The organism is Pseudomonas sp. GW821-FHT07G06 (assembly GCF_058986625.1).
The window spans coordinates 347815-373484 of the sequence record NZ_JBYSVW010000001.1 but is presented as its reverse complement, the minus strand read 5'-3'; the positions used below and the strand labels follow the sequence as shown (position 1 = coordinate 373484).

The 25670-nt window shown below is 59.0% G+C and carries 21 protein-coding genes; 10 read left to right on the top strand and 11 right to left on the bottom strand.

Annotated features, from left to right (window positions below; genetic code table 11):
- Positions 1-138 precede the first annotated feature (138 nt).
- The gene (locus AC3WJW_RS01605; RefSeq protein WP_493724895.1) at positions 139-2133 is read left to right on the top strand and encodes a hypothetical protein; all 1995 of its coding nucleotides are present in this window, start codon (positions 139-141) and stop codon (positions 2131-2133) included.
- Positions 2134-2426: 293 nt separating this feature from the next.
- A complete protein-coding gene (locus AC3WJW_RS01600; RefSeq protein WP_493724894.1) occupies positions 2427-4616 on the top strand; it encodes an autotransporter outer membrane beta-barrel domain-containing protein in 2190 nt (729 codons plus the stop codon).
- A gap of 88 nt (positions 4617-4704) precedes the next feature.
- Here AC3WJW_RS01600 and AC3WJW_RS01595 read toward each other — a convergent pair whose 3' ends face one another.
- Complete coding sequence (locus AC3WJW_RS01595) at positions 4705-7068, bottom strand: carboxypeptidase-like regulatory domain-containing protein (RefSeq protein WP_493724893.1); 2364 nt, start codon at positions 7066-7068, stop codon at positions 4705-4707.
- A gap of 338 nt (positions 7069-7406) precedes the next feature.
- Here AC3WJW_RS01595 and AC3WJW_RS01590 point away from each other — a divergent pair, with 338 nt between their 5' ends.
- Positions 7407-8459: a hypothetical protein gene (locus tag AC3WJW_RS01590; protein ID WP_493724892.1), complete on the top strand. Its 1053-nt coding sequence runs from the start codon at positions 7407-7409 to the stop codon at positions 8457-8459.
- Positions 8460-8516: 57 nt separating this feature from the next.
- On the opposite strand, the gene lapD is transcribed toward AC3WJW_RS01590, so the two are convergent.
- From lapD to AC3WJW_RS01570, 4 genes are all read right to left on the bottom strand, one after another.
- Complete coding sequence (gene lapD / locus AC3WJW_RS01585) at positions 8517-10457, bottom strand: cyclic di-GMP receptor LapD (protein ID WP_493724891.1); 1941 nt, start codon at positions 10455-10457, stop codon at positions 8517-8519.
- 22 nt (positions 10458-10479) lie between these two features.
- Complete coding sequence (gene lapG / locus AC3WJW_RS01580; protein ID WP_493724890.1) at positions 10480-11187, bottom strand: cysteine protease LapG; 708 nt, start codon at positions 11185-11187, stop codon at positions 10480-10482.
- Positions 11188-11410: 223 nt separating this feature from the next.
- Positions 11411-11806 carry a YbaN family protein gene (locus AC3WJW_RS01575; protein WP_493724889.1) on the bottom strand — a complete coding sequence of 132 codons (396 nt, stop codon included), beginning with the start codon at positions 11804-11806 and terminating at the stop codon, positions 11411-11413.
- 10 nt (positions 11807-11816) lie between these two features.
- Positions 11817-12404, bottom strand: a complete 588-nt coding sequence (locus tag AC3WJW_RS01570; protein WP_007975277.1) for a UPF0149 family protein — start codon at positions 12402-12404, stop codon at positions 11817-11819.
- A gap of 379 nt (positions 12405-12783) precedes the next feature.
- Between AC3WJW_RS01570 and recQ the strand changes: the two genes are divergently transcribed.
- From recQ to AC3WJW_RS01550, 4 genes are all read left to right on the top strand, one after another.
- Positions 12784-14910 carry a DNA helicase RecQ gene (gene recQ / locus AC3WJW_RS01565; protein ID WP_493724888.1) on the top strand — a complete coding sequence of 709 codons (2127 nt, stop codon included), beginning with the start codon at positions 12784-12786 and terminating at the stop codon, positions 14908-14910.
- A 119-nt stretch (positions 14911-15029) separates the two neighbouring features.
- Positions 15030-15464 carry a MarR family transcriptional regulator gene (locus AC3WJW_RS01560; RefSeq protein WP_007984163.1) on the top strand — a complete coding sequence of 145 codons (435 nt, stop codon included), beginning with the start codon at positions 15030-15032 and terminating at the stop codon, positions 15462-15464.
- Positions 15465-15591: 127 nt separating this feature from the next.
- Positions 15592-16842, top strand: coding sequence for a type IV pilus assembly protein FimV (locus AC3WJW_RS01555; RefSeq protein WP_493724887.1), 1251 nt, complete (start codon positions 15592-15594; stop codon positions 16840-16842).
- 33 nt (positions 16843-16875) lie between these two features.
- Positions 16876-17163 carry an Rdx family protein gene (locus AC3WJW_RS01550; RefSeq protein WP_095963812.1) on the top strand — a complete coding sequence of 96 codons (288 nt, stop codon included), beginning with the start codon at positions 16876-16878 and terminating at the stop codon, positions 17161-17163.
- Here the strand turns inward: AC3WJW_RS01550 and AC3WJW_RS01545 are convergent.
- Positions 17157-18050 (bottom strand): DMT family transporter, encoded by an 894-nt coding sequence (locus AC3WJW_RS01545; RefSeq protein ID WP_493724886.1) that lies wholly within the window; start codon positions 18048-18050, stop codon positions 17157-17159. The genes AC3WJW_RS01550 and AC3WJW_RS01545 overlap by 7 nt on opposite strands.
- Positions 18051-18121: 71 nt before the next feature.
- Positions 18122-18886, bottom strand: coding sequence for a helix-turn-helix transcriptional regulator (locus AC3WJW_RS01540; protein ID WP_493724885.1), 765 nt, complete (start codon positions 18884-18886; stop codon positions 18122-18124).
- A 136-nt stretch (positions 18887-19022) separates the two neighbouring features.
- On the opposite strand from AC3WJW_RS01540, the gene AC3WJW_RS01535 reads away from it, so the two are divergent.
- Complete coding sequence (locus AC3WJW_RS01535; RefSeq protein ID WP_493724884.1) at positions 19023-19838, top strand: UDP-2,3-diacylglucosamine diphosphatase; 816 nt, start codon at positions 19023-19025, stop codon at positions 19836-19838.
- A 138-nt stretch (positions 19839-19976) separates the two neighbouring features.
- On the opposite strand, the gene AC3WJW_RS01530 is transcribed toward AC3WJW_RS01535, so the two are convergent.
- Both AC3WJW_RS01530 and AC3WJW_RS01525 read right to left on the bottom strand, forming a co-directional pair.
- On the bottom strand, positions 19977-20567 hold the full coding sequence (locus AC3WJW_RS01530; protein WP_493724883.1) for an HD domain-containing protein: 591 nt from the start codon (positions 20565-20567) through the stop codon (positions 19977-19979).
- A gap of 27 nt (positions 20568-20594) precedes the next feature.
- Complete coding sequence (locus AC3WJW_RS01525; protein WP_007975287.1) at positions 20595-20906, bottom strand: Mpo1-like protein; 312 nt, start codon at positions 20904-20906, stop codon at positions 20595-20597.
- Between the two features lie 160 nt (positions 20907-21066).
- Here AC3WJW_RS01525 and AC3WJW_RS01520 point away from each other — a divergent pair, with 160 nt between their 5' ends.
- On the top strand, positions 21067-22128 hold the full coding sequence (locus AC3WJW_RS01520; RefSeq protein WP_493724882.1) for an AraC family transcriptional regulator: 1062 nt from the start codon (positions 21067-21069) through the stop codon (positions 22126-22128).
- Here the strand turns inward: AC3WJW_RS01520 and AC3WJW_RS01515 are convergent.
- Positions 22085-23539 carry a TrkH family potassium uptake protein gene (locus AC3WJW_RS01515; protein WP_493724881.1) on the bottom strand — a complete coding sequence of 485 codons (1455 nt, stop codon included), beginning with the start codon at positions 23537-23539 and terminating at the stop codon, positions 22085-22087. The two genes, AC3WJW_RS01520 and AC3WJW_RS01515, sit on opposite strands and share 44 nt — an antisense overlap.
- 121 nt (positions 23540-23660) lie before the next feature.
- Here AC3WJW_RS01515 and AC3WJW_RS01510 point away from each other — a divergent pair, with 121 nt between their 5' ends.
- Positions 23661-24227 carry an NAD(P)H nitroreductase gene (locus tag AC3WJW_RS01510; protein ID WP_493724880.1) on the top strand — a complete coding sequence of 189 codons (567 nt, stop codon included), beginning with the start codon at positions 23661-23663 and terminating at the stop codon, positions 24225-24227.
- A gap of 79 nt (positions 24228-24306) precedes the next feature.
- Here AC3WJW_RS01510 and AC3WJW_RS01505 read toward each other — a convergent pair whose 3' ends face one another.
- The gene (locus AC3WJW_RS01505) at positions 24307-25650 is read right to left on the bottom strand and encodes a sensor histidine kinase (RefSeq protein WP_493724879.1); all 1344 of its coding nucleotides are present in this window, start codon (positions 25648-25650) and stop codon (positions 24307-24309) included.
- Positions 25651-25670: the final 20 nt, after the last annotated feature.

The window sequence follows — 25670 nt, the reverse complement described above, 5'->3', positions numbered from 1 at the left end:
CTTTTAATCGAGTCAACGATCAGTCGAATCGAGAGTTCATTCTCCTCTGTACTGCGCTTCGAACAGGCGCCGATCACTCTGGATTGGGCGTTGAGTCGCTACGTGGGCTAAAGGCCCAACACTGAAAGGAGCTTTGAAATGACCGTCCCTGAAAAGCTGTCCACCAAAGAAAATAGACTGCTCAGTTACAGGAAAAAAACGCGTAATGGGCCTCTGGAGGATTTGGGAACGCCCGAACTGGAAACGATCGTATTGCTACCAGCAACGGCCGATGACCCGGGTAATCAACTTCATTCCAGGGATCAAGGTCTTGAGATGAAGCTGAGGTTCCCACGGTTTCCAGTATCATTCTATCCGGACGGCTCATTAGTCACCGTACAAGCACTGTTTAATGGCGACCTGATAGGGAACACACTGAGCGGGATTACGCCGTTAGATGACGCGTGGTTCGAACAAACATTGACGGTGCCGGCAGGCAAGACGAACACCGAGGGTGCGCACACAGTGGGGTATCGTGCTTTCTATCGAGGAAACTGGGACGATTCGATACCGCTGCTGGACATCCGGGTGGACACTACTCCCCCTGCTCCTGCCACCTTGGTCGTTGTTCCTGACAGGATCAAAAACGAGGGCATTACGGCCGAGTACTTTGACGAGGAAAACGTCGACCACGTGCTGTTGGGATACTTGCCAACCTACTCGATTGCAAAAATCGGAGACGTCGTTGAGTTCATGGTCAAGGAAGCCGGGAAGCCGGACGATCAGGCGACGCTCATCGAGCGCATCGAGCGCCTGAACCTTTCGGAGCCGTTGAACACAAAAAAACTGACCAAATCCTTGATCGGGATTGATGAAGGTAAAATAGTATTATTTGTTTACGTTACAGATCGTAAAGGAAACAAAAGCCTTGCTTCACCGCCTCTGGAAGTTGATGTTTCTCTTTTTCCAGCACCGGATGGAGAGTCTGATACCGTTCCGCTGCATGATGATGACAACATCATTTTGTTCGAGGATGCACGCCAGCCGGTGCGGGCCATTCTCGACTATATGAATTTCAAGCAAAATGATAAATGGCGGTTGGTGGTTGATCACCAAACACCGCCATTGGAACCTGATGTGAGTGTTGTTCCGTTTCCCCATACATTGACTTATCGGTACCTTTACAATGATAACGATGGTCCGAAGGATGTTGATTTTGAATGGCAAATAAGGCGCGGCAACAAGCTTTATCCGACTGTACCCCATAGTCGGAAACTGACGATCGACCTGAGAAAACCGGGCGAACAGCCCGACCCCGATAATCCTGGTACACCGGGTTCGCCTGATCCGAAGTTGCCGCTGATAACGGTTCAGGGCGTAGATGTGTTACGGCCAAACTACCTGAGCAAGCTGGATGCCGATCGGGGCGCGGACGCATTCGTGAATATCTATAAAGGGCACAAGAAAGGCGATGTTATACAGCTTATGTATAGCGGAGTTGAAGTCGAAGAAGCCGATGGTGGCGTTATTGAACTGGATGGCACTGAAACCGACGATACGATTCTGGAATTTAGAATCCCCGCTGCTTATATCAAGAACAGCCGAAACAATAAGCAAACGCGTGTCGAATACGTTGTCAGTCATGATCAAAACTCCACAGTGGCGTGGTCGAATGTGCGAGACGTCGAGGTTTATGTTAACGAGGCTCCTCTGCCACAGCCTGATTTTGTCGAGCTTATTGAGTTTGATGATGGCCCGGAGTTGTATTGCGGATCTTTAAAATACAACGCGGATCTGGGCACGATGGCCGTTGAAGTCAAATTTCCGCCAAAGGCAGATCTAAAAGACACCCAAGTTATCTTTCAAGTTATCGGGTACGAAAATACACAGGATGATACTGGCAAGAATGTGCCGGGTCTGAAGTTGCCAGAAGCTGAGGATGTCGTGACAAAAACGCCGAACGCGGAACAGGCCGCTGCAGGTTTTAGCGTATTTTTCACTTATCACGTCTTCGAAAAAATCAAGAACGGTTGGTGTGAGATCTTTTGCCATGCCGTTCAGGAGGGGCATGAAACAACGTCCGATGCTCGGTGGTTCCGGGTGGCCATGGAGCGCCCGGGGGGAGATTTCTGCCGTATCACTCCCACTCCATGATCGAAAAAACGAGAGGCGCTTAGGCGCCTCTCGTTTTTCATTACGTTATCCGCTGTGTTGAAAATCAGTGTGGGTAATGAGGACTCTTCAAATTCGATTGGAGATTAATCCTACATTTTTTTATAGGAAGTGACGCTATCTTGCGCCGCCTTCATAGTCCTCCAGTTGGTTTTATTCGGTGAGGACGGATTGATCAACAGGACATGAGCATGACAACTGACAACGTAACGATACGCCCACCTTTTATTTCAGCTTCCAACGGGATGCTGGCATTAGTGCCGGCATTTTTTTTGATGAGTTCGACAGCGTTCGCTGCCGTGACCGTCGACAATGGATCTACCCTGGATATCGATTCAACGGCTGCACCTGACAGCTATTCGGTGAGAAACAACAGCACGCTGAACATGACCGATGCGACCACCCGAAATATCACTGTCCAGACCGGTTCTACCCTGAACATCAATGGCGCGACCGTCACCGGCAATCCGGGTCAGACGGGGATAACCATCAACACCAGCCGCGCAACCATTGATCGGACGACGGTCAGCAGCGACGCCATTGCGTTGCTGGTCAATCGCACGTCACGAGGAACATCAGGCTCGACCGTGACCGCGGCCAACAGCGTATTCAGTGGTGGCTTTGCCGGTGCCATGGTGACAGGTTTCAGTACCCTCGCGCTGATCAACTCCGAAGTCACCGGAACGGGCGCAGGCAGCTTTGGCCTGGTCGTGGCGGGAGGCTCCGTCAACGCATCCGGCAATACGCAAATCAGCGGTGAAGCCGCAGGTGTGCGAATTGAAACGGATCCACTCGTGAGCACTGCGTCGCTGGTGCTGGACGGATCAAGCGTTGTGGGCCGCAATGGGCCGGCGATTCAAGTGGACGACGGTGTCGACGCCAGTATCGAAGTGTTGAACGGTTCCACGTTGGCGGGCAGTAACGGCACCCTGCTGGAAGTGCTGGGTGCATCGACGGCCGCCATGAGAGTCGCCGGCAGTGCGTTGCAAGGCAACGTGCAAGTCACTGACGCCAGCACCGCCAACCTGACGTTTGATCGAGGCCAGATGATTGGCGACGTGGTGGTCGAAGACGGTTCTACCGCCAATGTCACCCTGCAAAACGGCTCGCAGTTCACCGGTCGCCTGGATAACGTCACGGCTGTCACTCTCAGCCAGTCGAACTGGACCATGACCGGCAATGACACCATCGGCAGCCTGGGTATGGATGGCGGCCGGGTGGATTTCGGTGATGCCGGGGGGGCATTTCGTCAACTGAACGTTGGAACCCTCGATGGCACCGGCACCTTTGCCATGAAGGGCGATTTCTCTACCGGTGCCGGTGATTTTCTCAATGTGACCGGCGCAGCCAATGGTCAATTCGGCCTGGAGGTCGCGGCTTCGGGCACGGATGCGGTGGCCACGCAACCATTGGCGCTGGTGCGCACCGCCAATGGCACTGCGCAGTTTTCGTTGGTCGGCGGGCGGGTGGATCTGGGCACCTGGTCCTACGATCTGGCGAGTGCCACCGATGGCAGCGGCGGTACCGAGTGGTTCCTCGACCCCGCCACCAAAACGGTCAGCTCCGGTGCCCAGACAGCGATGGCGCTGTTCCGCACCGCGACGACCATTTCCTATGGCGAGCTGAAATCCCTGGAAAACCGCATGGGTGACTTGCAATCGGACGGCAAGTTGCATGGCGTTTGGGTACGACCTTACGGCAACAAGTACAACGTTGGCGAGGGCGCGGGCGTGGCCTATCAACAGCGGCAACAGGGCGTTTCCCTGGGCGCCGATACACGTCTGGGCGATGGTCCGTGGAGCGTCGGGGTGCTGGCCGGTTACAGCCAGTCGGACATTGATCTAAAAGGCGGAAGCAGCGCAACGGTCGATAGCTTTTACGCCGGTCCATACGTTGGCTGGCAGGCTCCGGACACCGGCTACTACGTCGAAGGCGCGCTGAAATTCAACCATTTCCGCAACGACTCGAAAGTCCGCTTGAGCGACGGAACCCGCGCCAAAGGCGACTACAGCAACTCGGCGGTCAGCGCCCTGGTGGAAGTCGGCCGCAACATTCGGTTGGCGGATGATTGGCTGGTCAAACCTTCCGCCCAGTTGTCGGCCGCCGTCATCGAAGGTGCGAGCTATGACCTCGACAACGGCATGGACGCCGACGGCGACCGGACGCGTTCGTTGCGCGCCAAACTGGGTGTCGCTGCCGGTCGTGACTTCAAAATGGGTGGCGGCACCGTCGTGCAGCCATACGGGCGTGTCGCGATGGTTCATGAGTTTGCCAACAATGACAACGTGCATGTCAACGGCAACGAACTCAACAGTGATTTGTCGGGCAGTGGTTTTGAGGTGGGTGGTGGAGTGGCCGTTTCCCTGGCGTCGAATGTACGGGTGAGTGCGGACCTCGACTACGGCAAAGGAGACAATTACGAACAGCCATGGTCGGTGACGCTGGGGGTGAGCTACGGGTTTTGATGGCTTGGTATGAAGGAATGAAAAAAACCGCGTTAAGCGGTTTTTTTCGTTTGTCAGTTAAACCAGGTTTTACGAGTTCATGGCATTCTTACTGTATACGAATGGACCAGACTTGCGAACTCTGGCCATCCAGACTCTTTAGCTGGAATCTGTAGAACTCAGTTCTGGGGGAGTGTGAGCCAGTGTTTACGTGAAACCGCCCTTGCGCATCAGCCTCTCTTCTACCTGCCCAATTGTCTCCACCATGATACAGAGTGACTATCTGGTTTGGCGGGGCACCGTAGCCGTTGAAAGTAAACACATCATCGGGGCGCACACTTCCGAAATTCGGAATGGAGTTTCCTGCGCGGTTGGTGACGTTAACTATGGTCAACGTGAGGCTCTCGACCACAGTGAGCTTCCGGGGCGGGTGTGAAACATCGTCCTTGACCTTGGCGGTAATGCAATAGCTTTTATAGGACAAACCGACACTGACGCTCCAGTCTCCTTTTGAATCAGCGGTTGAAAAATCGATGTACTCGTCACCATCCCACAGTTCGACTCGCTGTCCAGCAGTGGCCTGACCACGAAAGGTCAGGTTTTTGTCTGCTGTATACCCATCATCGAGGACGGGCTCACCATGGGAGTCATGAACGCTGTCGATGACTGGATTGATGTGCGGTGCCACGGGAGTAAACGTCCATGAATCAGACTCGGCATTGTCACCATAGTCTGCCACCGCGCTGACCTTATACGTGGTTCCGTAGATCCGATTATTAAGAAATCTGGCCCATTTGCCCCTTTGGTTGGTCGGTTCCGGTGTCTCGTCGGTGACTCCATTGATCTTTAGCTTTATCGCCGCTAGCGGTGCCGCATCCCCCCTGACAACGACATAGTTGTATGGGGTTGTACCGTTGTCATCGATCAGGCCATCCGAATCGAATACACGGGTGTTGTACGGCTTGATGATGGATTCCACCTTGAAGGTGCGGGGCGGGGCGGTGATTTCCCCGTCGCCATAGTTCGCCTCAGCGGTCAGGCTGTAGTCACCGTCTGTCACATCGAGCGGAAATTTCCAGATGCCATCGACGGGATCGGCAGTTGCGGTGGCATCTTTTATCGGGGTGCCGAAATTGAGTAGCTGAATGCTCTCACCGGGCTGGGCATGTCCCTTGATGATCAACTGATGCTTGTCGGTGGTCTCACCTTCAGGGACCGAGGGGCCGTCTTCGGACTCGAGGACGTCATCCAGGCTCAGCGTGGCTTCCAACGCCACGATAAAGGTGCGGGGCGGGGTGGAAATCTCGCCATTGCCATAAAGCGCCTCGACGGTAAGGCTGTATCTGTCCGGGGTCACATCAAGTTCGATTTCCCAGTATCCGTCCTCCTCATCGGTGGGTGTGATTGTTTCGCCGATCGGCACGTCATGATTGCGCAATTGCACACGTCTCTCGGGCCTGGCATGGCCGCTGACCGTTACCTTTTTATCGTAGGTGGTGTCGCCCTCACGGACCGACCCCTTGGAGTCGACGACGTCATCCAGGCTCAGCTTGACGTCCTCCACCACGGAAAAGAGATAGGGCGGCTCGGAAATTTCACCCTCGTCATAAAGCGCCTTGGCTCTAAGGCTGTACGAATTGGGGGCGGACACCTCAAGTTCGATTTCCCAGAGTCCGTCCTCCTCTCGGGCGGTCCCTGTTGCTTCGTCGACAAGGGTGTCGTAATTGAGCAGTTGCACCTCTTTGCCTGGCCTGGCAAAACCGCGGGCCGTAACCTTTTCATCGTAGGTGAAGTCGTTTTCAGGGATCACCCTCAGGGAATCGGAGACCTCAGTAAGGACCAGTTTTACATCCAGTCCGACGCGGAACTTGAACTCGCTGGACTCTTTGCCATTGGCTGCCTTGATCTTGATGTTGTAGGTGCCAGCGGTGAGTCCGTCGAAGGTGAGTTTGAACAGGCCGTCACCATCGACAGTGGCTTTCTTGCCCGTGGGGGTGTCGCCGTTGAGCGCTTCAACTTCCATACCGGGAGGTGCGTAGCCGGAGAACTCCAGCGAGTCGCCGTCGTAGGGATCGCCATCGTCAATCGGGCCATCCTTGCCGATGACTTTGGCGATGATCGGCGTTTCGCTCGCCAGGACAATATCGTACGTTGGACGGGAGTAGTCAAAAGGCAGTTGTAGCTCCGAAGCGAAAAGCGCGTAGCGCTTGAAGTCCGACAGTGTGTGCGGTTTGCTCCAGTGTCCTGAACTTCCGCTGGTCACCACCGTAAGTTGATCCATTTTGTGGCGAATCTCGAGATTCGTGTCTGGGCCGGCCGTACCCTTGAAGGTCAGGGTTTTGGAATAAGTTACGGCGTCTCTGCCAACGGTTTCACCTTTTTCGTCCAGGACTGCATCGAAGGTTACTGCCGCTGTTGTTTCACTCTGTGTGTCTGACGTAAGTGTTGAAGTGTTCGGTGGTTTAGCAGTCATGATGATGACTCCGGGCATGAAAAGTGAATGTGCCCGAGTGATTTAAAACCTGGTCCGAAAGCTTGCCTACTGTCATAAATAACAGGTGTGAGGTGGTTTCCGATCAATGGTCGGAGATGCGTTGGTTACATTGGTCGTTGGAATCGCGAATTTCATCGAAAGTTACAGGCGTCGCTTTAATTGATGTGTCCGGGATAGCTTGAGGTAGTTGTTGTTTTTGGAGGGAGTGGCGTTACTGGCGTGAGAAGAGGTTTTCTTATTGCGTTTTATTCTGATGTAACTGGTATTTTTGACAGTGGCGCTTGTGAGTATGTCTTTTTAGAGTGGTGCTTCTTCTTTTGAATGTATTAATTTTAAAAGGTGGCATCATGACGGCAGCAGCGGGTTTTTCAGAACCTAAGGTTGATTCCTGGGATCAGGCAAGTTTTTTCATAAATGGTGAGCAAGTGCCGTGGAACTCGCCAGGTATCGGACTTCGTCGCGGGCAGTCAAATGAATTGACAGTCAAGGCGCCCTGGCTGAAGGGAACTCAAATCAATCTGGGATTGGTGAGTGACCAAGGACTGGTCATCGGAGCCTCGCCTGAATTCGGTGAATGGGTGCCGAAAGAAGAGGGCGATGAAGCAAGTTGGACACTGACACCGGAGAATTTAAGTGGGCGTGTCAAGTTAGTGTTTTTGAGCCGGGAGATTGAGCAGTTTCTTGAGTTTCCGTGTTGGGTACTGTCGCCCAACTTGTCCGATGAAGGGTACGCTACATTGGGGAGTACCACTACACCAATACCTGCAGACGCGAAAAAGTTTTGGCCGGGCATAGGCAGAACCCTCAATTTTCGGGCTAAACCCGGTAGCCCCATCGCAGGCTTTCCACTGATGTTGAAGGTGCAAGCCAAACAGCCTGGGGCCGATCCGGTGACCAGCATCCCCCTCGTGATGACGCCAACCACGAATCAGCAGTGGTCTCTGACCGCAGTAACGGAAGCCCGAGAGGTAGCTTTTGATCTCATCATTTCGGGTCAAGGGATGACGCCGCTTACAGTATCGGACTGCTTCAGGTTCTCCTCAAACCTTCTGGACTACGCCACGATCAAGCTGAATGGAGTGGATGTTCCTGCTGACGGAGCGCGGTTCAAGGGCGATACACCGGGAACGCTGAGTGTCGTTGCTAAGCCGGGCGGCCCATCACTGGATTCAATGTATTTATACTGGGAAAAAGGCGGTGGACAGCTCAATGGACATTACTTCAAGAGCAATCCTGGTTTCACTTTTCCAAACGGCAGTATGACTTGGGATATTACCTGCCCTGCACTAACGCGTGGTGAGTTTGCATTGAGGGTTAAAATGGTTTTTGGTGCCACACAGACCAGCTTCCGTTGTTTACTGGAGCCATAATCCATGTGGTTGATGCGTTTGGGGATGGCTCCGTTGCTTGGGGCATCCCCAAATACTTCACATCGGCTGCGGCGGTCCGATCAAACGCCCCATGACGCCAAATACCCCCAGTGCCCTGATCTCCTCCAACTCCCCTTGGGTTTCTACCTGCTCCGCAATCAGCGGCAAATCAATACTGTGGGTCGCGCGAAAGATCGCGTCGATGAACAGCCGTTTGTCAGGCTGCTCGTCAATGCCGCGAATGTAGGCTCCATCGATTTTCAGGTACGCCAAACCCAACTGGGTGAGGTTGCCGATCTGGCTGAAGCGCCCGCCGAAGTGTTGCAGGCCGATGCGATAACCGGTGTTCAGCAGGCTGTGGCTCAAACGCTGCAGTTCTTCAGGGGAGGGCAACTGGCGCTCGTCGATTTCCAGAGTCAACAGCGGTGCCAGCTCCGGAAGGGAGTCGAGCAGGTCGAGGATTGTTCGCCATTGCACCGGATCGCGCAGGGTGCTTGCGTACAGGCTCAGTGCCAAGGGCCTGCGGTTGACCACCAGGTCGTCCAGCGTGGCTTCGAGCATGGCCAGGTCGAAGCGTGCCGACCAGCCGAGACGCTCGATCCATGGCAGGAAATGCCCGGCGGCAATCGCTTCGCCCTGTGGGTCGAGCAGGCGTGCGAGCACTTTGTGATGCAGCACCTGGCGGGTGTCGGCGCATTGCACGACGGGCTGGAAGTACAACTGCATCTTGCCTTCGGTCAAGGCATCGTCGATCCAGGTGCGCCAGTCGTGCTGGGTGTGATTCGGCGCGGTGTCATGGTGGCCCAGATACACCCAGGGTCGCTCGGGACGCTGCCGGGATTCGGTCAATGCCTGATCAAGGCGCAGGAGTACGTTGCCGATCGGCTCTCCGGGGCGATAGGCGACAACGCCCAGATGGGCGACGGGCATGCAATCGCTGGCGCCGGTCAGGCGCAGGTTTTCCAGGCTGATGCTGACATCGGCGGCCAGGCGCGCGGCGCTTTCGGCGTCCAGACCCGGGGTCAGCAGGCTGAATTCGCCACCGCGATTGCGCGCCGCCAGCCAGGTGCGACGTTCCGGCAATTGAGTCAGGCGTCTGAGCAGTTCGCCGGCGGCGCTGATCAGTGCGTCCGTTCGTTGGCCGCCCAGTCGCTGGTTGAGCCCGTTCAGGTCGTTGATCCGCAACATCAGCAGATGGCCATCGCGGCTCTGTTCGCAGACTCTCAAGTGGTCGGCCAGTTGTTCGTCGAGCAGGCGCCGGTTGGCCAGGCCGGTAAGGCTGTCCAGATAGGATTCGGCCCGCAGCTTTTCGCTGCGCTCAGCTTCTTCGACGAACAGCGCCTTGAGCTTTTCGACCATCTGGTTCATGGCCAGCACCACCCGTTTCAGTTCCGGTGTGCGTGGCAGGTTGGGCAGGCTGAGAAACTCGCGTTTACTGATGGCTTCGGCCTGTCGGACCATGCTGTCGAGTGGGCGGAACTGCCTGCGCAACATCCATCCTCCAATCACCGCACTGAACAGCCCGCACAACAGCAGCCAGATCAGGCTGCCGAGGGTGCTGTCCCAGAGCTTGGCCAGGGCGAATTGCGGATTGCTCAGCACTTCGACCCGTGCCAGCTGTTCCCAGCCGCGCATGACCAAGGCGTCGCCACCTTCCGGGCGCAGGTTGACCAGGTTGACGAACCAGTCAGGCACACCGTCGACTTCTGTCGGAGTGCTGCGCTCCACCAGGGTTTGCTGATCCTTGAGCCGGATGACACGGATGCTGCTGAAATAGCCGCTGTCGAAAATCGAACTGACCATCAGCTCCATCATTGCCGGGTCATCGACCTGTGCCGTCAGCGACAGCCCCAGCGCGGTGGCCGCGTCCTGAGCGTGGGCACGCAGCTGACTGAGCGTTTGCTCGCGGGAGCTTTCGAGGCTGGAAAAAAAACTGCCGCTGAATGCCACCAGCAGGAACAGGCAGATGGCCAGGAACAACTGTTTACGCAGTGTCATGTCTCGCTCCTTGCCATGGCGGTTAGCCGTCGCCGATGTCGAACCCTTCGCTCTGCATCTTTTTCAGCACGTCCTGCCAGCGCGACAGCTTCTTCGAGTCGCTGCTGCGTTGGCCGCCGTTCTTGCCCGGCAGGTACAGGCCTTCGGCGTTGAAGGCGTACACCGGCAGCAAGTCTTTGCGTTGGGAGGCGGGGCGGATATCGCCGATCAGGTTGTCCAGCACCAGTGGATCGGCCGTGGGGGTGCTGTAGAACGTCAGCACCATGTGCGCCTGGTTCTGGCTCAGGGCCTTGACGTAGGTGATGCGCAGTTTTTCGCTGGGAAACCCGAGTCGGCGCAGGCTGAAATACTTCGCCAGCGCGTAGTCCTCGCAATCGGCAGCACCCTTGATCAGGGCTTCGACGGGCGTGGCCCAGTAATCGGTCTGTTGCCAGATGCGCGTGTCGTCCTGGAAATTCAACTGCTGATTGAAGAAGCGGTTCACCGCGTTGAGCTGCTCACGTTCGGGCGCGCCGCGTGCACTTTGCAGCATCTGACTCCACGCCTCGATCCGGTTCCGTGCCGGTCCCAGCGGGCCGTAGCGCTTTTCCACGGTTTGCAGGATCTGCGCAAAATCCCAGTCGGCCCGCACGCCGTTGAAAACGGTCAGTAGCAAAGCGGCCAGCAGCAACCCGCCGCCGAGCCGAAGTCGGAGCGCTGGCCATCCTGGACTACGCAGACTGCGGGCCATGTCTGGCTGCTCGAGTGTAGGTTCGTGGAGTTTAGGTGGAGATTGTGCAGGGGGAGGGCAGGTCGTCGGGTTGCCTACAGCACCTGTGGCGAGGGAGCTTGCTCCCGCTCGGCTGCGCAGCAGTCGCAGAACAGGTGAGCGCGGTGTACCAGGGGAACCTGGATCGAATGGTTTGGGGGTCGCTTCGCAACCCAGCGGGAGCAAGCTCCCTCGCCACAAGACTTCAGGATTTGCGCAGGGTTTTTTGCCTGAGGATATAGATCGTCACCAGCACCGCACTGGTCAGCATGAACCCCCGTGCCCAAGGCAGCGGCACCAGGTAGCAGGAGAACAGGATGCTCGCCCACATCAGGCCGATGGCGTAGACCTTGCCCTTGAGCGGAATGCCGTTGCCGTCGAGGTAATCGCGAATCCACGGACCAAGCCGCGGGTGCTTGACCAGCCATTGATAGAAGCGCGGCGAACTGCGGGCAAAGCAGGCGGCCGCCAGCAGCAGGAAGGGGGTGGTGGGCAATACCGGCAGGAAAATCCCGATGACCCCCAACGCTACGCTCAGCCAGCCGATGGCCAGCAGCACGTAGCGCAACATCAGGGGGCGGTTGCCTATGGGACTGTCCATAGGCAGAACCTTAGTGGTGGCGGGGTTTGAGAATCGCCGGTTTTTCGTCTGGCGCGTTGCACAGCAGGTACAGCGCAGTCAGGGCTTCCGGGATCTGCACGATCATGTCGTCCATCAGGTTGGCGTCGGCGGCAATGTCGGAGAACTCCGGTTGCTCGTCGAACAGGCCCGAACCGACCATGATCGGCAGCAGCATTTCGCTGACTTCGTCTTCGGCGGTTTCAAACCAGGCTTCTTCGCGCAGGAACACGCCTTCCATGAAACCGATGCACCAGCCGCGCAGTTCGGAATCGTCCGGGTCGTCGCCCAGGTCCAGGTCGCACGGCAACTCGAACTCCTCGTCGGAGGCCAGTTGACGGGCGATGTGGGCCTTGAGGCCGATCAGCGTGGCTTCGATCTCTTCGCGCTGGGCTTCGCCACTGTAATGTGGCTCTTCGGCGAACAGTGCGTCGATCCATTCACGGTCCGGGACCACTTCGGAACAGATCGACAGCGCAGTGAGGTAGCCGTGGGCGGCCACGTAGTCCAGCGCCTCGTCATGCAGTTCATCAGCGTCGAGGAAGACTTGCAGGCGGGTTAGTTGCTCAGCGAAGGACATTAAAGGACTACCTTGGGGAATGTTCGATGCGGGAATTCTAGGCCTTCTTGAGCGCTTGGGCCAGCCGCACGGCATATTTGCCCATGGTCTCTCCCTGTAGGAGCTGCCGAAGGCTGCGATCTTTGGATTTTTCTTTTTAAAGACAAGATCAAAAGATCGCAGCCTTCGGCAGCTCCTACAGGGATCATGTCCATTCCCTCTTATCAGCGGTGCCCTTTGCCGGACGGGGCTCGGGTATACTCGCGCGTTTTGTGATGCCCTGCTGGCTTCACGGCTGAAATGTGAAGCGTCATGCAATGCGCACTTACGATTTGTCGGTGCAGCATCGCGGGTTCTGAACCAGCCTTGCAGGGATGTTTCGGTGATTTTTGGAGTTTTTATGCTCGAACAGGCTCAACGCGTCCTCAAGGACATCTTCGGCTACGACAGTTTCCGTGGCCGCCAGGGTGAAATCATTGAGCGCGTGGCCAGCGGTGGCGATGCCCTGGTCCTGATGCCTACCGGTGGCGGCAAGTCATTGTGTTTCCAGGTCCCGGCGCTGCTGCGCGAAGGCCTGGCTGTGGTGGTCTCGCCGCTGATCGCTCTGATGGACGATCAGGTCGCCACCCTCGAAGAGCTGGGCGTGGCCGCCGCCGCCTTGAACTCCACCCTCAGCGCCGAGCAGCAGCGCGACCTTGCCGCCCGCATTCGCCGCGGTGAAGTGAAAATGCTCTATCTGGCGCCGGAGCGTCTGGTCCAGCCGCGCATGCTGTCATTTCTGCAGGGACTGAACATTTCCCTGTTCGCCATCGACGAAGCCCACTGCGTGTCGCAATGGGGTCACGATTTCCGTCCGGAATACCTGCAACTGGGCCAGTTGGCGGAAATGTTCCCCGACGTGCCGCGCATCGCCCTGACCGCCACGGCCGACAAGCGTACCCGGGAAGAAATCGTCACCCGGCTGCACCTGCAAGACGCCGAGCGCTTCCTGTCGAGCTTCGACCGACCGAACATCTTTTATCGCATCGTGCCCAAGGAGCAGCCGCGCAAGCAGTTGCTGGCGTTCCTCGCCGAACGCCGCAGCGATGCCGGCATCGTGTATTGCCTGTCGCGCAAGAAAGTCGAGGAAGTCGCCGCGTTCCTCAGTGAGCAGGGCTTCCCGGCGCTGCCGTACCACGCCGGTCTGCCCAACGATTTGCGGGCTTACCATCAGAAGCGCTTCCTCAACGAAGAAGGCCTGATCATGGTTGCCACCGTGGCGTTCGGCATGGGCATCGACAAGCCCAACGTGCGTTTTGTCGCGCATCTCGATTTGCCGAAATCCCTGGAGGCCTACTACCAGGAAACCGGTCGTGGCGGCCGTGACGGCCTGCCGGCAGACGCCTGGATGGCCTACGGCCTGCAAGACGTGGTGATGCTCAAGCAGATGCTGCAAAACTCCGAAGGCGACGAGCGCCACAAACGCCTGGAGCAGCACAAGCTCGACGCCATGCTTTCCCTGTGTGAAGAAACCCGCTGCCGTCGGCAAACGTTGCTGGCCTACTTCGACGAGGACATGCCCCAGCCTTGCGGTCATTGCGACAACTGCGTCGATGGCGTGCAGACCTGGGATGCCACCGAACCCGCGCGGCAGGCGCTTTCGGCGATCTACCGCACCGGTCAGCGCTACGGCGTCGGCCACCTGGTGGATGTATTGCTGGGCAAGGACAACGAAAAGGTCCGTAATTTCGGGCATCAGCATCTTTCGGTGTTTGGTGTTGGCAAGGCGATGGCGGAGGGCGAGTGGCGCTCGTTGTTCCGCCAACTGGTGGCCCGTGGTCTGGCCGACATCGACCTCGAAGGCTACGGTGGCTTGCGCCTGAGCGACAGTTGCCGGCCATTGCTCAAGGGCGAGGTGACCCTGGCGTTGCGCCGCGATCTCAAGGCGCAAACCGTGGCAAAAAGCAGCAAGAGCCAGGCGAGCCAACTGGTTCGGGGCGAGGAGCGCGAACAGTGGGAAGCCCTGCGCGCCCTGCGACGCAAGCTCGCCGAAGAACATGGCGTGCCGCCGTACGTCATCTTCCCCGACTCGACCTTGCTGGAGATGCTGCGCAGCCAGCCGACCTCGCTGGCGGAAATGGCCACGGTCAGTGGCGTCGGCGCGCGCAAGCTGGAGCGTTACGGCGAGGCCTTCCTCGAAGTACTCGGCGGCCAGGTCGAGGCACCGAAGCCGGTGGCCGACGTACGTCACGAACTGATCACGCTGGCGCGGGCCGGTATGACACCGGTGCAGATCGCCGGTCAGTTGCAGTGCTCGGAAAAGAACGTCTACACCATGCTGGCCGAAGCGATCGGCAAGCAGCAATTGTCGCTGGAGCAGGCGCTGGATCTGCCTGAAGACCTGATGGGTGAAGTCCAGGACGCCTTCCTCGACGGCGAAGGCGAACTGCCGCCGGTTTCCGAGATCGCCGCGCTGTTCGCGGGCCGGGTACCGGAAGGGGTTTTGTACTGTGTTCGCGCTGCCTTGCAGTCGGAATTCGAGATTTGAGACATCTGTAGTGCTGATGTAACGATTCACTACAGATCAAGCCTTGCCTCGGATCGAGGCTCATGCTTAGCTGACTAATAATTAGTTTTTATTTATTTCAGTCTAATCATGAGTGTTTTATGCCGTTAACCGATCAACACCGCTTTGGCATGCAATTGGCCCAGATGTCCCGTGGCTGGCGTGCCGAACTGGACCGCCGACTGGCGGGCATGGGCTTGTCCCAGGCGCGCTGGCTGGTGCTGCTGCACCTGGCCCGTTTCGAAGAAGCTCCGACCCAGCGGGAGCTGGCACAAAGCGTTGGCGTCGAAGGCCCGACCCTGGCCCGTTTGCTCGACAGTCTGGAAAGCCAGGGGCTGGTGCAACGCCAGGCGGTGCTGGAAGACCGTCGGGCGAAGAAAATCGTGCTCTGCGCCCCGGCGCGTCCCCTGATCGAACAAATTGAAACCATTGCCACGCAACTGCGTCACGAACTGTTTGAAGGCGTCGATGAGGCGGATTTGAAGGTGTGCATGCGGGTTCACGGGCATATCCTGGGCAACCTTGAAAAATCCTGAGGCATAACCGACTGCCAGGCCTTTGAGAGACTGCATTGCGCAGACTATAAGAACTACTCGGCAATATCGTGTTCGTAACGGATGTACGAACGCGTTCGGGTAGTTTTTGTAGATCTCAAGGATGCTCATGCTCAAGTGTTGGCGGTTGGTTTTGCGCGGTTGTTCACAGGGGTTGCTGGCCGGGGTGGCGATCACTTACTCGGCATGGGCACCGGCATTGGGCCTGGGTGAAATCACCCTGCATTCGGCGCTGAATCAACCGCTGCGTGCCGATATCGCCCTGGTGGATGCGGCTGGCCTGGAGGAGGGAGAGCTGTCGGTGAGCCTGGCAACGGCAGACGAGTTCAGCCGTGCCGGGGTCGACCGGGTCTTTTTCCTCGACAACCTGAAATTCACCCCGGTCCTGCGCGGCAAGCGCAGCGTGATCCAGGTGACATCCAGCAAACCGGTCAGTGAACCCTTCCTGAATTTCCTCGTTCAGCTCAATCAGCCCGGTGGCCGGTTATTACGCGAGTACACGGTACTGATCGATCCGCCGGGTTCGCCAGGCATTGTTCCCGCCACCGATGAACCGGTTTCCAGTTCCCCGGCGTCCGCATTCCCCAGGGTTCAACCGGTCGAAACGCCGCCCCCCGTGGCAAAGACGACGCCAGCAACTGACGTCTCCATGGTCGATCCCGCTGTGGAGCAACTGGCTGCCAGCACCCTGCAAAACCACCGGTTGCAATCCACTGTCGATGAGCTCAATGCGAAGCTGAAAAACCAGGATGAGCAGATCAACGGCCAGAAACAGCAGTTGGCCGAGCTGCAAACCCAGCTGGCTGAGCTCAAGAAGGTAAAGGCGCAACCCATGGTTTCTGATGCAGCGGCACCGGCCCCCGCCATTGCTGAAACCCCCGGGGTTGGCTGGTTGCAGATTGCCGGCGTGTCAGCGCTGATGGCGTTGCTGGCGCTGGGCTGGTTTGTTCGCCGCCGGCGCCAGCAGCATCAGGCCACGGCTTCAGAGGCGCTGCCGTCGCCGCATGAGCCGGCTGAGTTTTTTACCGAGCCAGTGATCTGGCCGCCCGTCACGCAATCGCCCACTGCGCAGCGCGACGGGGTGCCAGCCAATGATGAGCTTGAGTGGGTCGATAACCGTCATTCCATCCCGGTCGCTGCTGCCGTGGCGGTGGCTCCGGGTTTGGCGATGTCCGGCGAATCCGCCACTGACGATGAGTACCGGCTCAACCTGGAGGAGCTGTCCATGGCGTCGAGTTGGGACGTGATCAGCCCAGGCGAGACCAGGCAGCCATTGGCTTTGGCCATGATCGAGCCTGCGTTCGGGCTGGAGGCACAACTTGATCAGCCAACGCGACAGTCACCGGCCGGGCTATCATAGCGGCGTCGTCAAACTCTGGAGTCAAGCCCCGTCATGACCGCCCACAAACCGGAAATCGTCATCACCTATTGCACGCAATGCCAGTGGCTGTTGCGTGCGGCCTGGCTGGCTCAGGAACTGCTCAGCACCTTTGGTGACGACCTGGGTAAAGTCTCCCTGGTGCCGGGCACCGGCGGGGTCTTTCATGTGTTCTGTGACGCCGTGCAGATCTGGGAGCGCAAGGCGGACGGCGGCTTCCCTGAAGCCAAAGTGCTCAAGCAGCGGGTCCGCGACCAGATCGACCCGGACCGCGACTTGGGACACAACGACCGCACTCAGTGAGACGCCGCCTCGGCGGTAACGGCTTTCTTGCTCGAACTGCTTGAGAGCCTGCTGGACACCACGATTGCCACAATGATCAACGCCCCTCCCAGCAACATGCGCAGGGTCGGGTTTTCGTTGAACAGCAGCCAGGCGACGGTGATGCCGTAGACCGGCTCCAGGGCGAACACCACGGCGGCGGTGCGTGCCTTGATCACCGCCAGGCTGGCGACGAACAGGCTGTGGGCGACACCGGTACAGAACACACCGAGCAGGCCGATCCACAGCCAGTCGATGGCGCGTACTTCACTCAGTTGAGACGCCGCCACCGGCAGCAGGCACAGGGCAACCACCACGTTCTGGCACAGCGCGGCCTGCACGGGCGGGACGCGCCCGGAGCTGGCACGGTTGGTCAGCGACAGCAGGGCGAACAACAAGCCGGAACCCACGGCCCACAGCAAGCCGGTGGTGGCGCCGCTGGCCAGGTCAAAATCAGGCGTGACCAGTACCAGGCCGACACTCACCAGCAGCACCAGCACAACCTCATTGGCGCGAATGCGCTCGCGGAAGATCAACCCTTCGAGGATCACGGTAAAGGCCGGGAAACTGGCGAAGCCGAGCGTTGCAATCGCCACGCCTGCGACTTTCACCGCAATGAAGAAACTCACCCAGTGTCCGGCGAGCAACAAGCCGCTGAGCAGCAGTCGACGCCAGTCCACGGCCTCGAGTTTCTGCCAGCGCGTCTGGCTGGCGAACCGTGCAAAAAACGCCAGCGCGAGCACGGCAAAAGCCGCACGGCCGAACACGATGATGGCTGGTGATGCGGCAGCCAGTTTGCCGAACACGCCGGTCAGGCCGAACATCAATGCGCCGATATGCAAGGCGCCAAGCGCGGTACGGGGAGTCATTGCAATCCTTGATGACAAACGAACAGAGGCCTCATTGAAGCGCGTAATGGCCCGTCAAGTCTGTCGGCAGACTAGCGTTTTTTGTCGCCAGCCTCGCGCCGCAGTTTCCCGGGCGATGCCCCGAATTCGCGCAGCACCGCCGCCGCGAAGGCACTCTGGGAGCTGTAGCCGACGCGGCTGGCAATCTCGCCGATGGGCAGCGCCGAGTTGCGCAGCATGCCCACCGCGATGTGCAGGCGTCGGCTGCGGATGTAGTCCATCGGCGTCTGCCCGCATTCAGCCACGAACCGTGCATGCAAACGGGCACTGGAGAGGCCGGCCACCCGGGCCAGGTCGGCCACCTGCAGCGGGTACGCCGCGTACTGATCGATGTGTGCATTCAGCGCGGCATAGGGCAGGCGCCGACCGCCGACGGCGTCGGGCCTGGCGTTGTTGAGGCTGGCCAGCAACAGCACCGCACCTTGTTGTGCGATCAGCGGATCCTCGACCGGACTGTTCGCCAGCCAACTGACCAATTGGCTTTGTCCCGCGTCCAGGGGCAGGCGGCCGGCGTTGTCGAGCAAGCGTCGGCTGGACTCGGCGTGATCGCCCAATGACTGCGAAACCCATTGTTCGCTGGGCACATCCAGCACCAGGCAGCGACTGCCATTGGCGCTGCCACACGCGTGATGCGCGCCGGAGGGCACCACCACGAAACTCTGCTGGACCACCTGGCTGCCACGGCCGTCGACCTCGAAATCCAGCGCGCCCGAAAGCCCGAACACCAGTTGCGCGTGGTCGTGGCTGTGGACGATCAGGTCGTGGCTGTATTGGCGGAGCGTGAGGATCGGTCTCATCGCGGGTCTCCCGTATCAGGCCGCCAGTCTACACCCGGGCAGGCTGATAAGCGCTGTCACACGACTGACTTGGTGCTGTCATGGACCATTAACTCGACCAGCGCAAACTTTACAAAACATGTCCAGAGGGTTGCCCATGACCAGCGCCGAGCTCGCCAAACCCACCCGTAAACAACGCGTACGGACGTTATGGATTTCCGACGTGCATTTGGGCACCCGGGATTGCCAGGCTGAACACCTGTCGCAGTTTCTCAAGGGCTACCACGCGGACAAAATCTACCTGGTCGGAGACATCATCGACGGCTGGAAACTGCGCGGTGGCATGTATTGGCCGCAAGCGCACACCAACGTGATCCGTCGCCTGCTGACCATGAGCAAGCGTGGCACCGAGGTGATCTACGTCACCGGCAACCACGACGAGTTCCTGCGCCGCTATTCGAAGCTGATCCTGGGCAATATCCAGTTGGTGGACGAAGCCGTGCACGTCACCGCCGACGGCCGGCATCTGCTGGTGATCCATGGCGACCAGTTCGATGTGATCACCCGTTATCATCGCTGGCTGGCCTTTCTCGGTGACTCGGCCTACGAATTCACCCTGACCCTCAACCGCTGGCTCAATCATTGGCGTGCGCGATATGGCTACGGCTACTGGTCGCTGTCGGCCTACCTCAAGCACAAGGTGAAAACCGCGGTCAGCTTCATCAGCGACTTCGAAGAAGCCATCGCCCATGAATGCGTCAAGCGCAAGCTGCACGGCGTGGTGTGCGGACACATTCACCATGCCGAGATTCGCAAGGTGGGCGAGGTGGACTACCTCAATTGCGGCGACTGGGTGGAGTCGTGCACGGCGCTGATCGAGCATTGGGATGGTTCGATCGAGTTGTACCGGTTGGCGGATGCCCAGGCGCGGGAGGCGCAGATGAAGGCGGCCAAGGTTGCCGAGTTGGCCTGACAGTCATTCGGTGTTGGTGCTGGCCGATTCGCGGGCAAGCCCGCTCCCACAGTGGGTGAAGGTGAGCACAAAACTTGTGGTCGCCAGATAACCCTGTGGGAGCGGGCTTGCCCGCGAATGGACCGCGTAGCGGTCCTGTCAGGCCGGCGAGCGCTCTTCCATCGCCGCCTTGTAGATCGAGTTCCTCGGCCGGGCAAACAACCGCTCCATCATCGGCTCGAAAAAGCTCAACGGCAGCGTGTCATACGCCGGATCAAACGCCGCTGCATCGTATCTGGCACAGAACTCGACGGTCGCCTGGTATTGCGGATGGTCCTGGAACTGCTCACGCAGATGCCGATCCATGCCCAGGTGATGAAAGAAGTAGTAGCCCTGGAAAATCCCGTGTTTCTCCACCATCCACAGGTTCTCGGCGCTGACGAACGGCTTGAGGATCGCTGCGGCGATGTCCGGGTGGTTGTAGGAGCCCAGGGTGTCGCCGATGTCATGGAGCAGGGCGCAGACCACGTATTCTTCGTCGCGACCATCACGAAAGGCGCGGGTGGCGGTTTGCAGGGAATGGGTCAGGCGATCCACTGGGAACCCGCCAAAATCCCCCTCCAGTAACTTCAGGTGCGCCACAATCCTTGTCGGCAGTTGTCGCGCGTAGGCACTGAAGTCTGCGGCGATAATCGCCCAGTCTTCCTGTGTGCCGTCCTTCATGTGGGTGAAGCGGGCATTGGCATTCATAGGCAACTCTCTTGTGACGGATGTTCTCTAGAACGGAACGCGCCCCAGCACCATGTCCCGGTACATGACAAAATCGCCGAGCAGGCTGTAGAAGGGGTGTTGGAACGTTGCCGGGCGGTTCTTCTCGAAGAAGAAATGCCCGACCCAGGCAAAGCTGTAACCCGCTACAGGCAGGGCCCACAACAGCATCCAGGCTCCGCGACCAACGGTCAGCGCCAGTATCAAGATAACCAGCGTCGTGCCGATAAAATGCAATCGGCGGCAGGTACTGTTGCTGTGCTCGCTGAGGTAGTAAGGGTAAAACTCAGCAAAGCTGTTGAAGCGCTTGATGTTTTCCACGACTGCGATCTCTGTGGTTATTGTTCTGGCTGCAAGTTGTTCTGCGGGTAGCTTATTTGAGTCTAGAGTGATCAATGGCATCAGCCAGTGACAATAGGCGCCACTTTAGTATCCTTCGGTCAATAGCCGTCGCATGCGGCTCACCATGTAAGAAAACGCCATGAGCGAACGAACGACTTCTGCAAGCTGGGCGATGGGGATTGTCAAAGCGCTGGAGATGGACGGCCTGGATTGCCGGGTTCTGTTCAAGCAGCTGGGGCTCGACTACGCGGCACTGGATGATCCGGATGCACGCTTCCCGCAAGATTCCATGACACGGCTGTGGCAACGCGCGGTCGAACTGTCCGGCAACCCGGCCATCGGCCTGAACATGGGCAAGGTGGTGCGACCGGCGCAGTTCCATGTGACCGGTTATGCCTTGATGTCCAGCCAGACACTGGCCGAAGGTTTTCAGCGTCTGGTGCGCTATCAGCGGATCATCGCCGAAAGTGCCGACCTGAGTTTCCAACTGTTGGATGAAGGCTATGCGCTGATTCTGACGGTGCATGGCGACCATCTGCCGCCGACCCGGCAGAGCGCCGAAGCTTCACTGGCCTGCGCGCTGGCGCTGTGCAGCTGGTTGACCGGGCGTACGTTGCAACCACGCAAAGTGTTGCTGCAAGGCGCCGAGCCGGCCAATCCGGCCCCCTATAAACAAGCTTTCCATGCACCGCTGGTGTTCAACGCGTCTTACGATGCGCTGATTTTCGAGCGTGCGGACATGGAAGCGCCCTTGCCGACGGCCAACGAAGCCATGGCGTTGCTGCATGACCGCTTTGCCGGTGAGTACCTGGCGCGCTTTTCCGAAAGCCGCGTGACGCACAAGGCGCGGCAGGTGTTGTGCCGCCTGTTGCCCCAGGGCGAGCCCAAGCGCGACACCGTGGCGCAGACGCTGCACCTTTCCCAGCGCACCCTGCAACGGCGCTTGCAGGAAGAGGGCACGAGTTTTCAGGCGCTGCTGGACGATACCCGGCGCGAACTGGCCGAGCAGTACCTGGCGCAACCGAACATGACCTTGCTGGAAATCGCCTACTTGCTGGGGTTCGCCGATCCGAGCAACTTCTTCCGCGCTTTCCGCCGCTGGTTCGATGCCACACCCGGCGAGTACCGGATGCGGCTGATGCAGGCACCTGAAGCGGTCAATGACGCCAAAATGCTGGAATACACAGCACAAACACAGTGATGATCTCCAGTCGGCCGAGCAGCATGCCGAACGACAGAATCCACTTGGCGGCATCCGGCAGGGTCGCGAAGTTACCTGCCGGGCCGATGGTCTCACCGAGCCCCGGGCCGACACCGGACACGGTACTGGCCGCGCCGGTGAGGGCGGTCATCCAGTCCACGCCGAGCAGCGACAGCAGCAGCGCAATCACGCAGATGGTGATCGCAAAGAAGAACGAAAAGGTCAGGATCGAACGCACAATTTCTTCGTCGAGGCGGTGACCGTTGTACTTCTGCTTGATCACCGCGCGCGGATGAATCAGCTGGTTAAGGTTGGCCTTGAGCAGGATATAGGCCACCTGGAAGCGGAAAATCTTGATACCGCCTGCAGTCGAGCCGGAACAACCGCCGACAAACCCCAGATAGAAGAACAGCATCAGCGAGAAATTGCCCCAAAGGCTGTAGTCCCCCAGTGCAAAACCGGTGGTGGTCACTACCGACGTCACGTTCAGCGCCACGTGCCGCAACGCCTCCAGCCAATGCAGCTGGGTCGTCCACCAATACCAGGTGCCGAGCACCAGCCAGGTCACCAGCAGCATGCCGAGCAGGCCTTGAACCTGTTCATCCTTGATCAGCGCCCGACGGTTACCCCGCAAGGTGGCGACATACAGGGTGAACGGCAGGGCCCCGAGAATCATGACGACGATCGCGACCCAATGCACCGCAGGCTCCGGCCACTTGGCCAAAGACTGGTCGGAGGTGGAGAAGCCGCCGGTGGAAATCGCCGACATCGCGTGGTTGATCGCGTCGAACAGGCTCATCCCGGCCCACCAGAACGCCAGGCTGCCGATAATGGTAATGCCGACGTAGGTCGCCACGATCAGGCGCGCCACCATGTGCGAGCGGGGCATGACTTTTTCCGAGCGGTCCGACGATTCGGTCTGGAACAGCCGCATGCCACCGATGCGCAGCAGCGGCAGAATTGCCACCGCCATGCCGATGAAGCCGATGCCGCCGAGCCAGTGCAGCAACGAGCGCCACATCAGGATGCCGGGGGACATGGTGTCCAGGCCGCTGAGTACGGTCGCGCCAGTGGCGGTGATCCCGGACATGCTTTCGAAGAACGAGTCGGTGTAGCTGATGTGTTGGGTCAGCAGGAACGGCAGCGCGGCGAAGATGCACACCACCAGCCAGCTACTGACGGTCAGCAGGTACATGTCCCGGGGGCGCAGGTGCACGTGCTCGGGGCGCCCCGGAATCACCAGCGCCAAACCGGCGACAAAGGTGATCATGCTGGCCCAGAGGAACGACGGCAGATCGCTGGTGCGGTCGAAAATGACCAGCGTGGCCATGGGTATGACCATGGAGATCGCCAGCGTGATCAGGAAGATGCCGATGATGAAACCAATGATCCGTAAGGTCGGCAACGCCATGAGGTCCGCTCGGCTGATAGAGGAAAGGGCGCCATTCTACCTGTGAGGCAGGGCATGTAAACCGGCACTGCTGCGGCAGTTACAGCTAGAATAGCCGCACAAATTTTTCAGGAGGTGGCCGATGCAGGCTCTCGACGCTTTGCTCAACCGTGTTTCCGTTCCGCGACTGATTGACCCTGCACCCACTGCCGAGCAGCGCGAGGTGCTGTTCGGCGCCGCCATGCGCGCTCCGGATCACGGTCACTTGCAGCCTTGGCGCTTCCTGACGGTGGAAGGCGCGGCACGCGAGCAAATGGGCGAGCTGCTGGCCGAAGCGGCGAAATTGCAGGACGGCGAAGTCAGCGAAGCGGTCATCGACAAGGCGCGCAATAATCCGCTGCGGGCACCGCTGGTGGTGGTGGTGATTGCGCGGTTGCAGGATCACGTCAAGTATCCGAAGTCCGAGCAGTTGCTGGCGGCTGGCTGTGCGGCCCACGGGATCTTGCTGGCGGCCTATGCGCAGGGTATTGGTGCGGTGTGGCGTACCGGTGACCTGGCGTACTCGCCGCATGTGGCCAAGGGGTTGGGCCTGGCGGAGGGGGAAGAGGTGATTGCTTTCCTGTACCTGGGCACACCGCAGAAAGAACCGCGGGTGGCCGAGAAGGTCGACTTGGCCGAGTTTGTCAGCGCTTGGTCCGGTAAAGCCTGAAGATCAAAAGATCGCAGCCTTCGGCAGCTCCTACAGGGTTATGTGTGCCTCTGTAGGAGCTGCCGAAGGCTGCGATCTTTTACGGTTGTACGACAGCTCCCGGCACCAACGGCAATTCCAGGCTGGCAATGAACCCGCCTTCAGGATGGTTGGCCAGCACCAGGCAGCCGCCATGGCGCTCCGCCGCTCGCCGGGCGATGGCCAGGCCCAGGCCGTGTCCGGCCGCAGTCTGCCCCGGCGCCCGATAGAACGGCTCACCGAGCTGGCTCAAATATTCGGCACTGACCCCGGGCCCGTGATCGCGCACGGTCACGACGATCCGCTCACCTTGGCGCAGTGCCTGCATTTCGATCGGCAGGCCACCCACCGGATTGAAACGCTGGGCGTTGCGCAGCAAGTTGTCGACGGCCCGTTCGATCATGGTCGGCCAGCCCTTCAGATTCAGTTGCGACTCGGCCTCGAGTTGAACGAGCTGCTCGGGTGAACCGAGTTGAGCATCCTTCTGCAAGGTATTGAGCAAGGCATTCAGATCCACCTCTTCGGCACTGGCGTTATCGGAGTCGACCCGCGCCAGCACCAGGATTTCGCTGATCAGCGCTTCCAGTCGGTCGCATTCCCGGGTCAGGCGCGGCCATAGCTGTTCCCGTTCCTGTGGGCCGGCCCGTTCGGCGAGCGCCAGCGCGATACGCAGACGGGTCAGAGGCGAGCGCAGTTCGTGGGAGACATCGCGCAGCAGTTGCCGCTGGCTGCCAATCAGACTCTGCAGGCGTGCACCCATGCGGTTGAAGTCATTGGCCAGGACGCCAAACTCATCGCGACGGTTGGCCAGCTTGACCAGGCTGTTCTGTTGATACGTGGTTTGTCCCAGGTCATGCACCGCTCCGCGCAGACGGCTGAGCGGGCGAGTGATGGAAAAGGTCACCAGCAGGCTGAACAAGGTCAGCACCACCAGGGCGATTCCCAGGGCACTGAGCGGCCAGAGCAGGCTCTCGCGGTGCCAGGCGTCCAGTTCCGGGTGTGGAATGCGGTAGATGAACAGGAAGGTGTCACCGGTTTTTTCGCTGGTGAACTCATCGGTCAGACGCCGCCATGGCAGGCGCCGGTCATCATTGTTCTGGCGCGCCTCAAAGGCCGCCGCACGTCTGGGGAAGGTGCCGCGCACCACCGGATCGCCGCTCTCGTTAAGCACCTGAACGTCGATGTGATACTGGCGCTTGCGCTGCTGGAGTATGTCTTGGGCGGCGTCTTCGCCCTGACTTTCGTAAGTTTGCGTCCACTGTTCGGGCAGCGTGTTGAGGCCCGGGTGGCGGCTGAGAATCCAGGCGTCCTGGTTGAGCATGTGCCCGAGCAGGATGGAAAGCCCTGCAACCAGAGCGATGGCCAGCCAGAAGCTGGCCAGGATACGCCAGAACAATGAACGCACAGGAAATCCTCAAACAAACA

What these genes read in the sequence shown, in the direction of transcription:
- AC3WJW_RS01605 (WP_493724895.1), top strand. Translation starts at nt 139, where the DNA reads ATGACCGTCCCTGAAAAGCTGTCCACCAAAGAAAATAGACTGCTCAGT.
- AC3WJW_RS01600 (WP_493724894.1), top strand. Translation starts at nt 2,427, where the DNA reads ATGAGTTCGACAGCGTTCGCTGCCGTGACCGTCGACAATGGATCTACC.
- AC3WJW_RS01595 (WP_493724893.1), bottom strand. Translation starts at nt 7,068, where the DNA reads ATGACTGCTAAACCACCGAACACTTCAACACTTACGTCAGACACACAG.
- lapD (WP_493724891.1), bottom strand. Translation starts at nt 10,457, where the DNA reads ATGACACTGCGTAAACAGTTGTTCCTGGCCATCTGCCTGTTCCTGCTG.
- lapG (WP_493724890.1), bottom strand. Translation starts at nt 11,187, where the DNA reads ATGGCCCGCAGTCTGCGTAGTCCAGGATGGCCAGCGCTCCGACTTCGG.
- AC3WJW_RS01575 (WP_493724889.1), bottom strand. Translation starts at nt 11,806, where the DNA reads ATGGACAGTCCCATAGGCAACCGCCCCCTGATGTTGCGCTACGTGCTG.
- AC3WJW_RS01570 (WP_007975277.1), bottom strand. Translation starts at nt 12,404, where the DNA reads ATGTCCTTCGCTGAGCAACTAACCCGCCTGCAAGTCTTCCTCGACGCT.
- recQ (WP_493724888.1), top strand. Translation starts at nt 12,784, where the DNA reads ATGCTCGAACAGGCTCAACGCGTCCTCAAGGACATCTTCGGCTACGAC.
- AC3WJW_RS01560 (WP_007984163.1), top strand. Translation starts at nt 15,030, where the DNA reads ATGCCGTTAACCGATCAACACCGCTTTGGCATGCAATTGGCCCAGATG.
- AC3WJW_RS01555 (WP_493724887.1), top strand. Translation starts at nt 15,592, where the DNA reads ATGCTCAAGTGTTGGCGGTTGGTTTTGCGCGGTTGTTCACAGGGGTTG.
- AC3WJW_RS01550 (WP_095963812.1), top strand. Translation starts at nt 16,876, where the DNA reads ATGACCGCCCACAAACCGGAAATCGTCATCACCTATTGCACGCAATGC.
- AC3WJW_RS01545 (WP_493724886.1), bottom strand. Translation starts at nt 18,050, where the DNA reads ATGACTCCCCGTACCGCGCTTGGCGCCTTGCATATCGGCGCATTGATG.
- AC3WJW_RS01540 (WP_493724885.1), bottom strand. Translation starts at nt 18,886, where the DNA reads ATGAGACCGATCCTCACGCTCCGCCAATACAGCCACGACCTGATCGTC.
- AC3WJW_RS01535 (WP_493724884.1), top strand. Translation starts at nt 19,023, where the DNA reads ATGACCAGCGCCGAGCTCGCCAAACCCACCCGTAAACAACGCGTACGG.
- AC3WJW_RS01530 (WP_493724883.1), bottom strand. Translation starts at nt 20,567, where the DNA reads ATGAATGCCAATGCCCGCTTCACCCACATGAAGGACGGCACACAGGAA.
- AC3WJW_RS01520 (WP_493724882.1), top strand. Translation starts at nt 21,067, where the DNA reads ATGAGCGAACGAACGACTTCTGCAAGCTGGGCGATGGGGATTGTCAAA.
- AC3WJW_RS01515 (WP_493724881.1), bottom strand. Translation starts at nt 23,539, where the DNA reads ATGGCGTTGCCGACCTTACGGATCATTGGTTTCATCATCGGCATCTTC.
- AC3WJW_RS01510 (WP_493724880.1), top strand. Translation starts at nt 23,661, where the DNA reads ATGCAGGCTCTCGACGCTTTGCTCAACCGTGTTTCCGTTCCGCGACTG.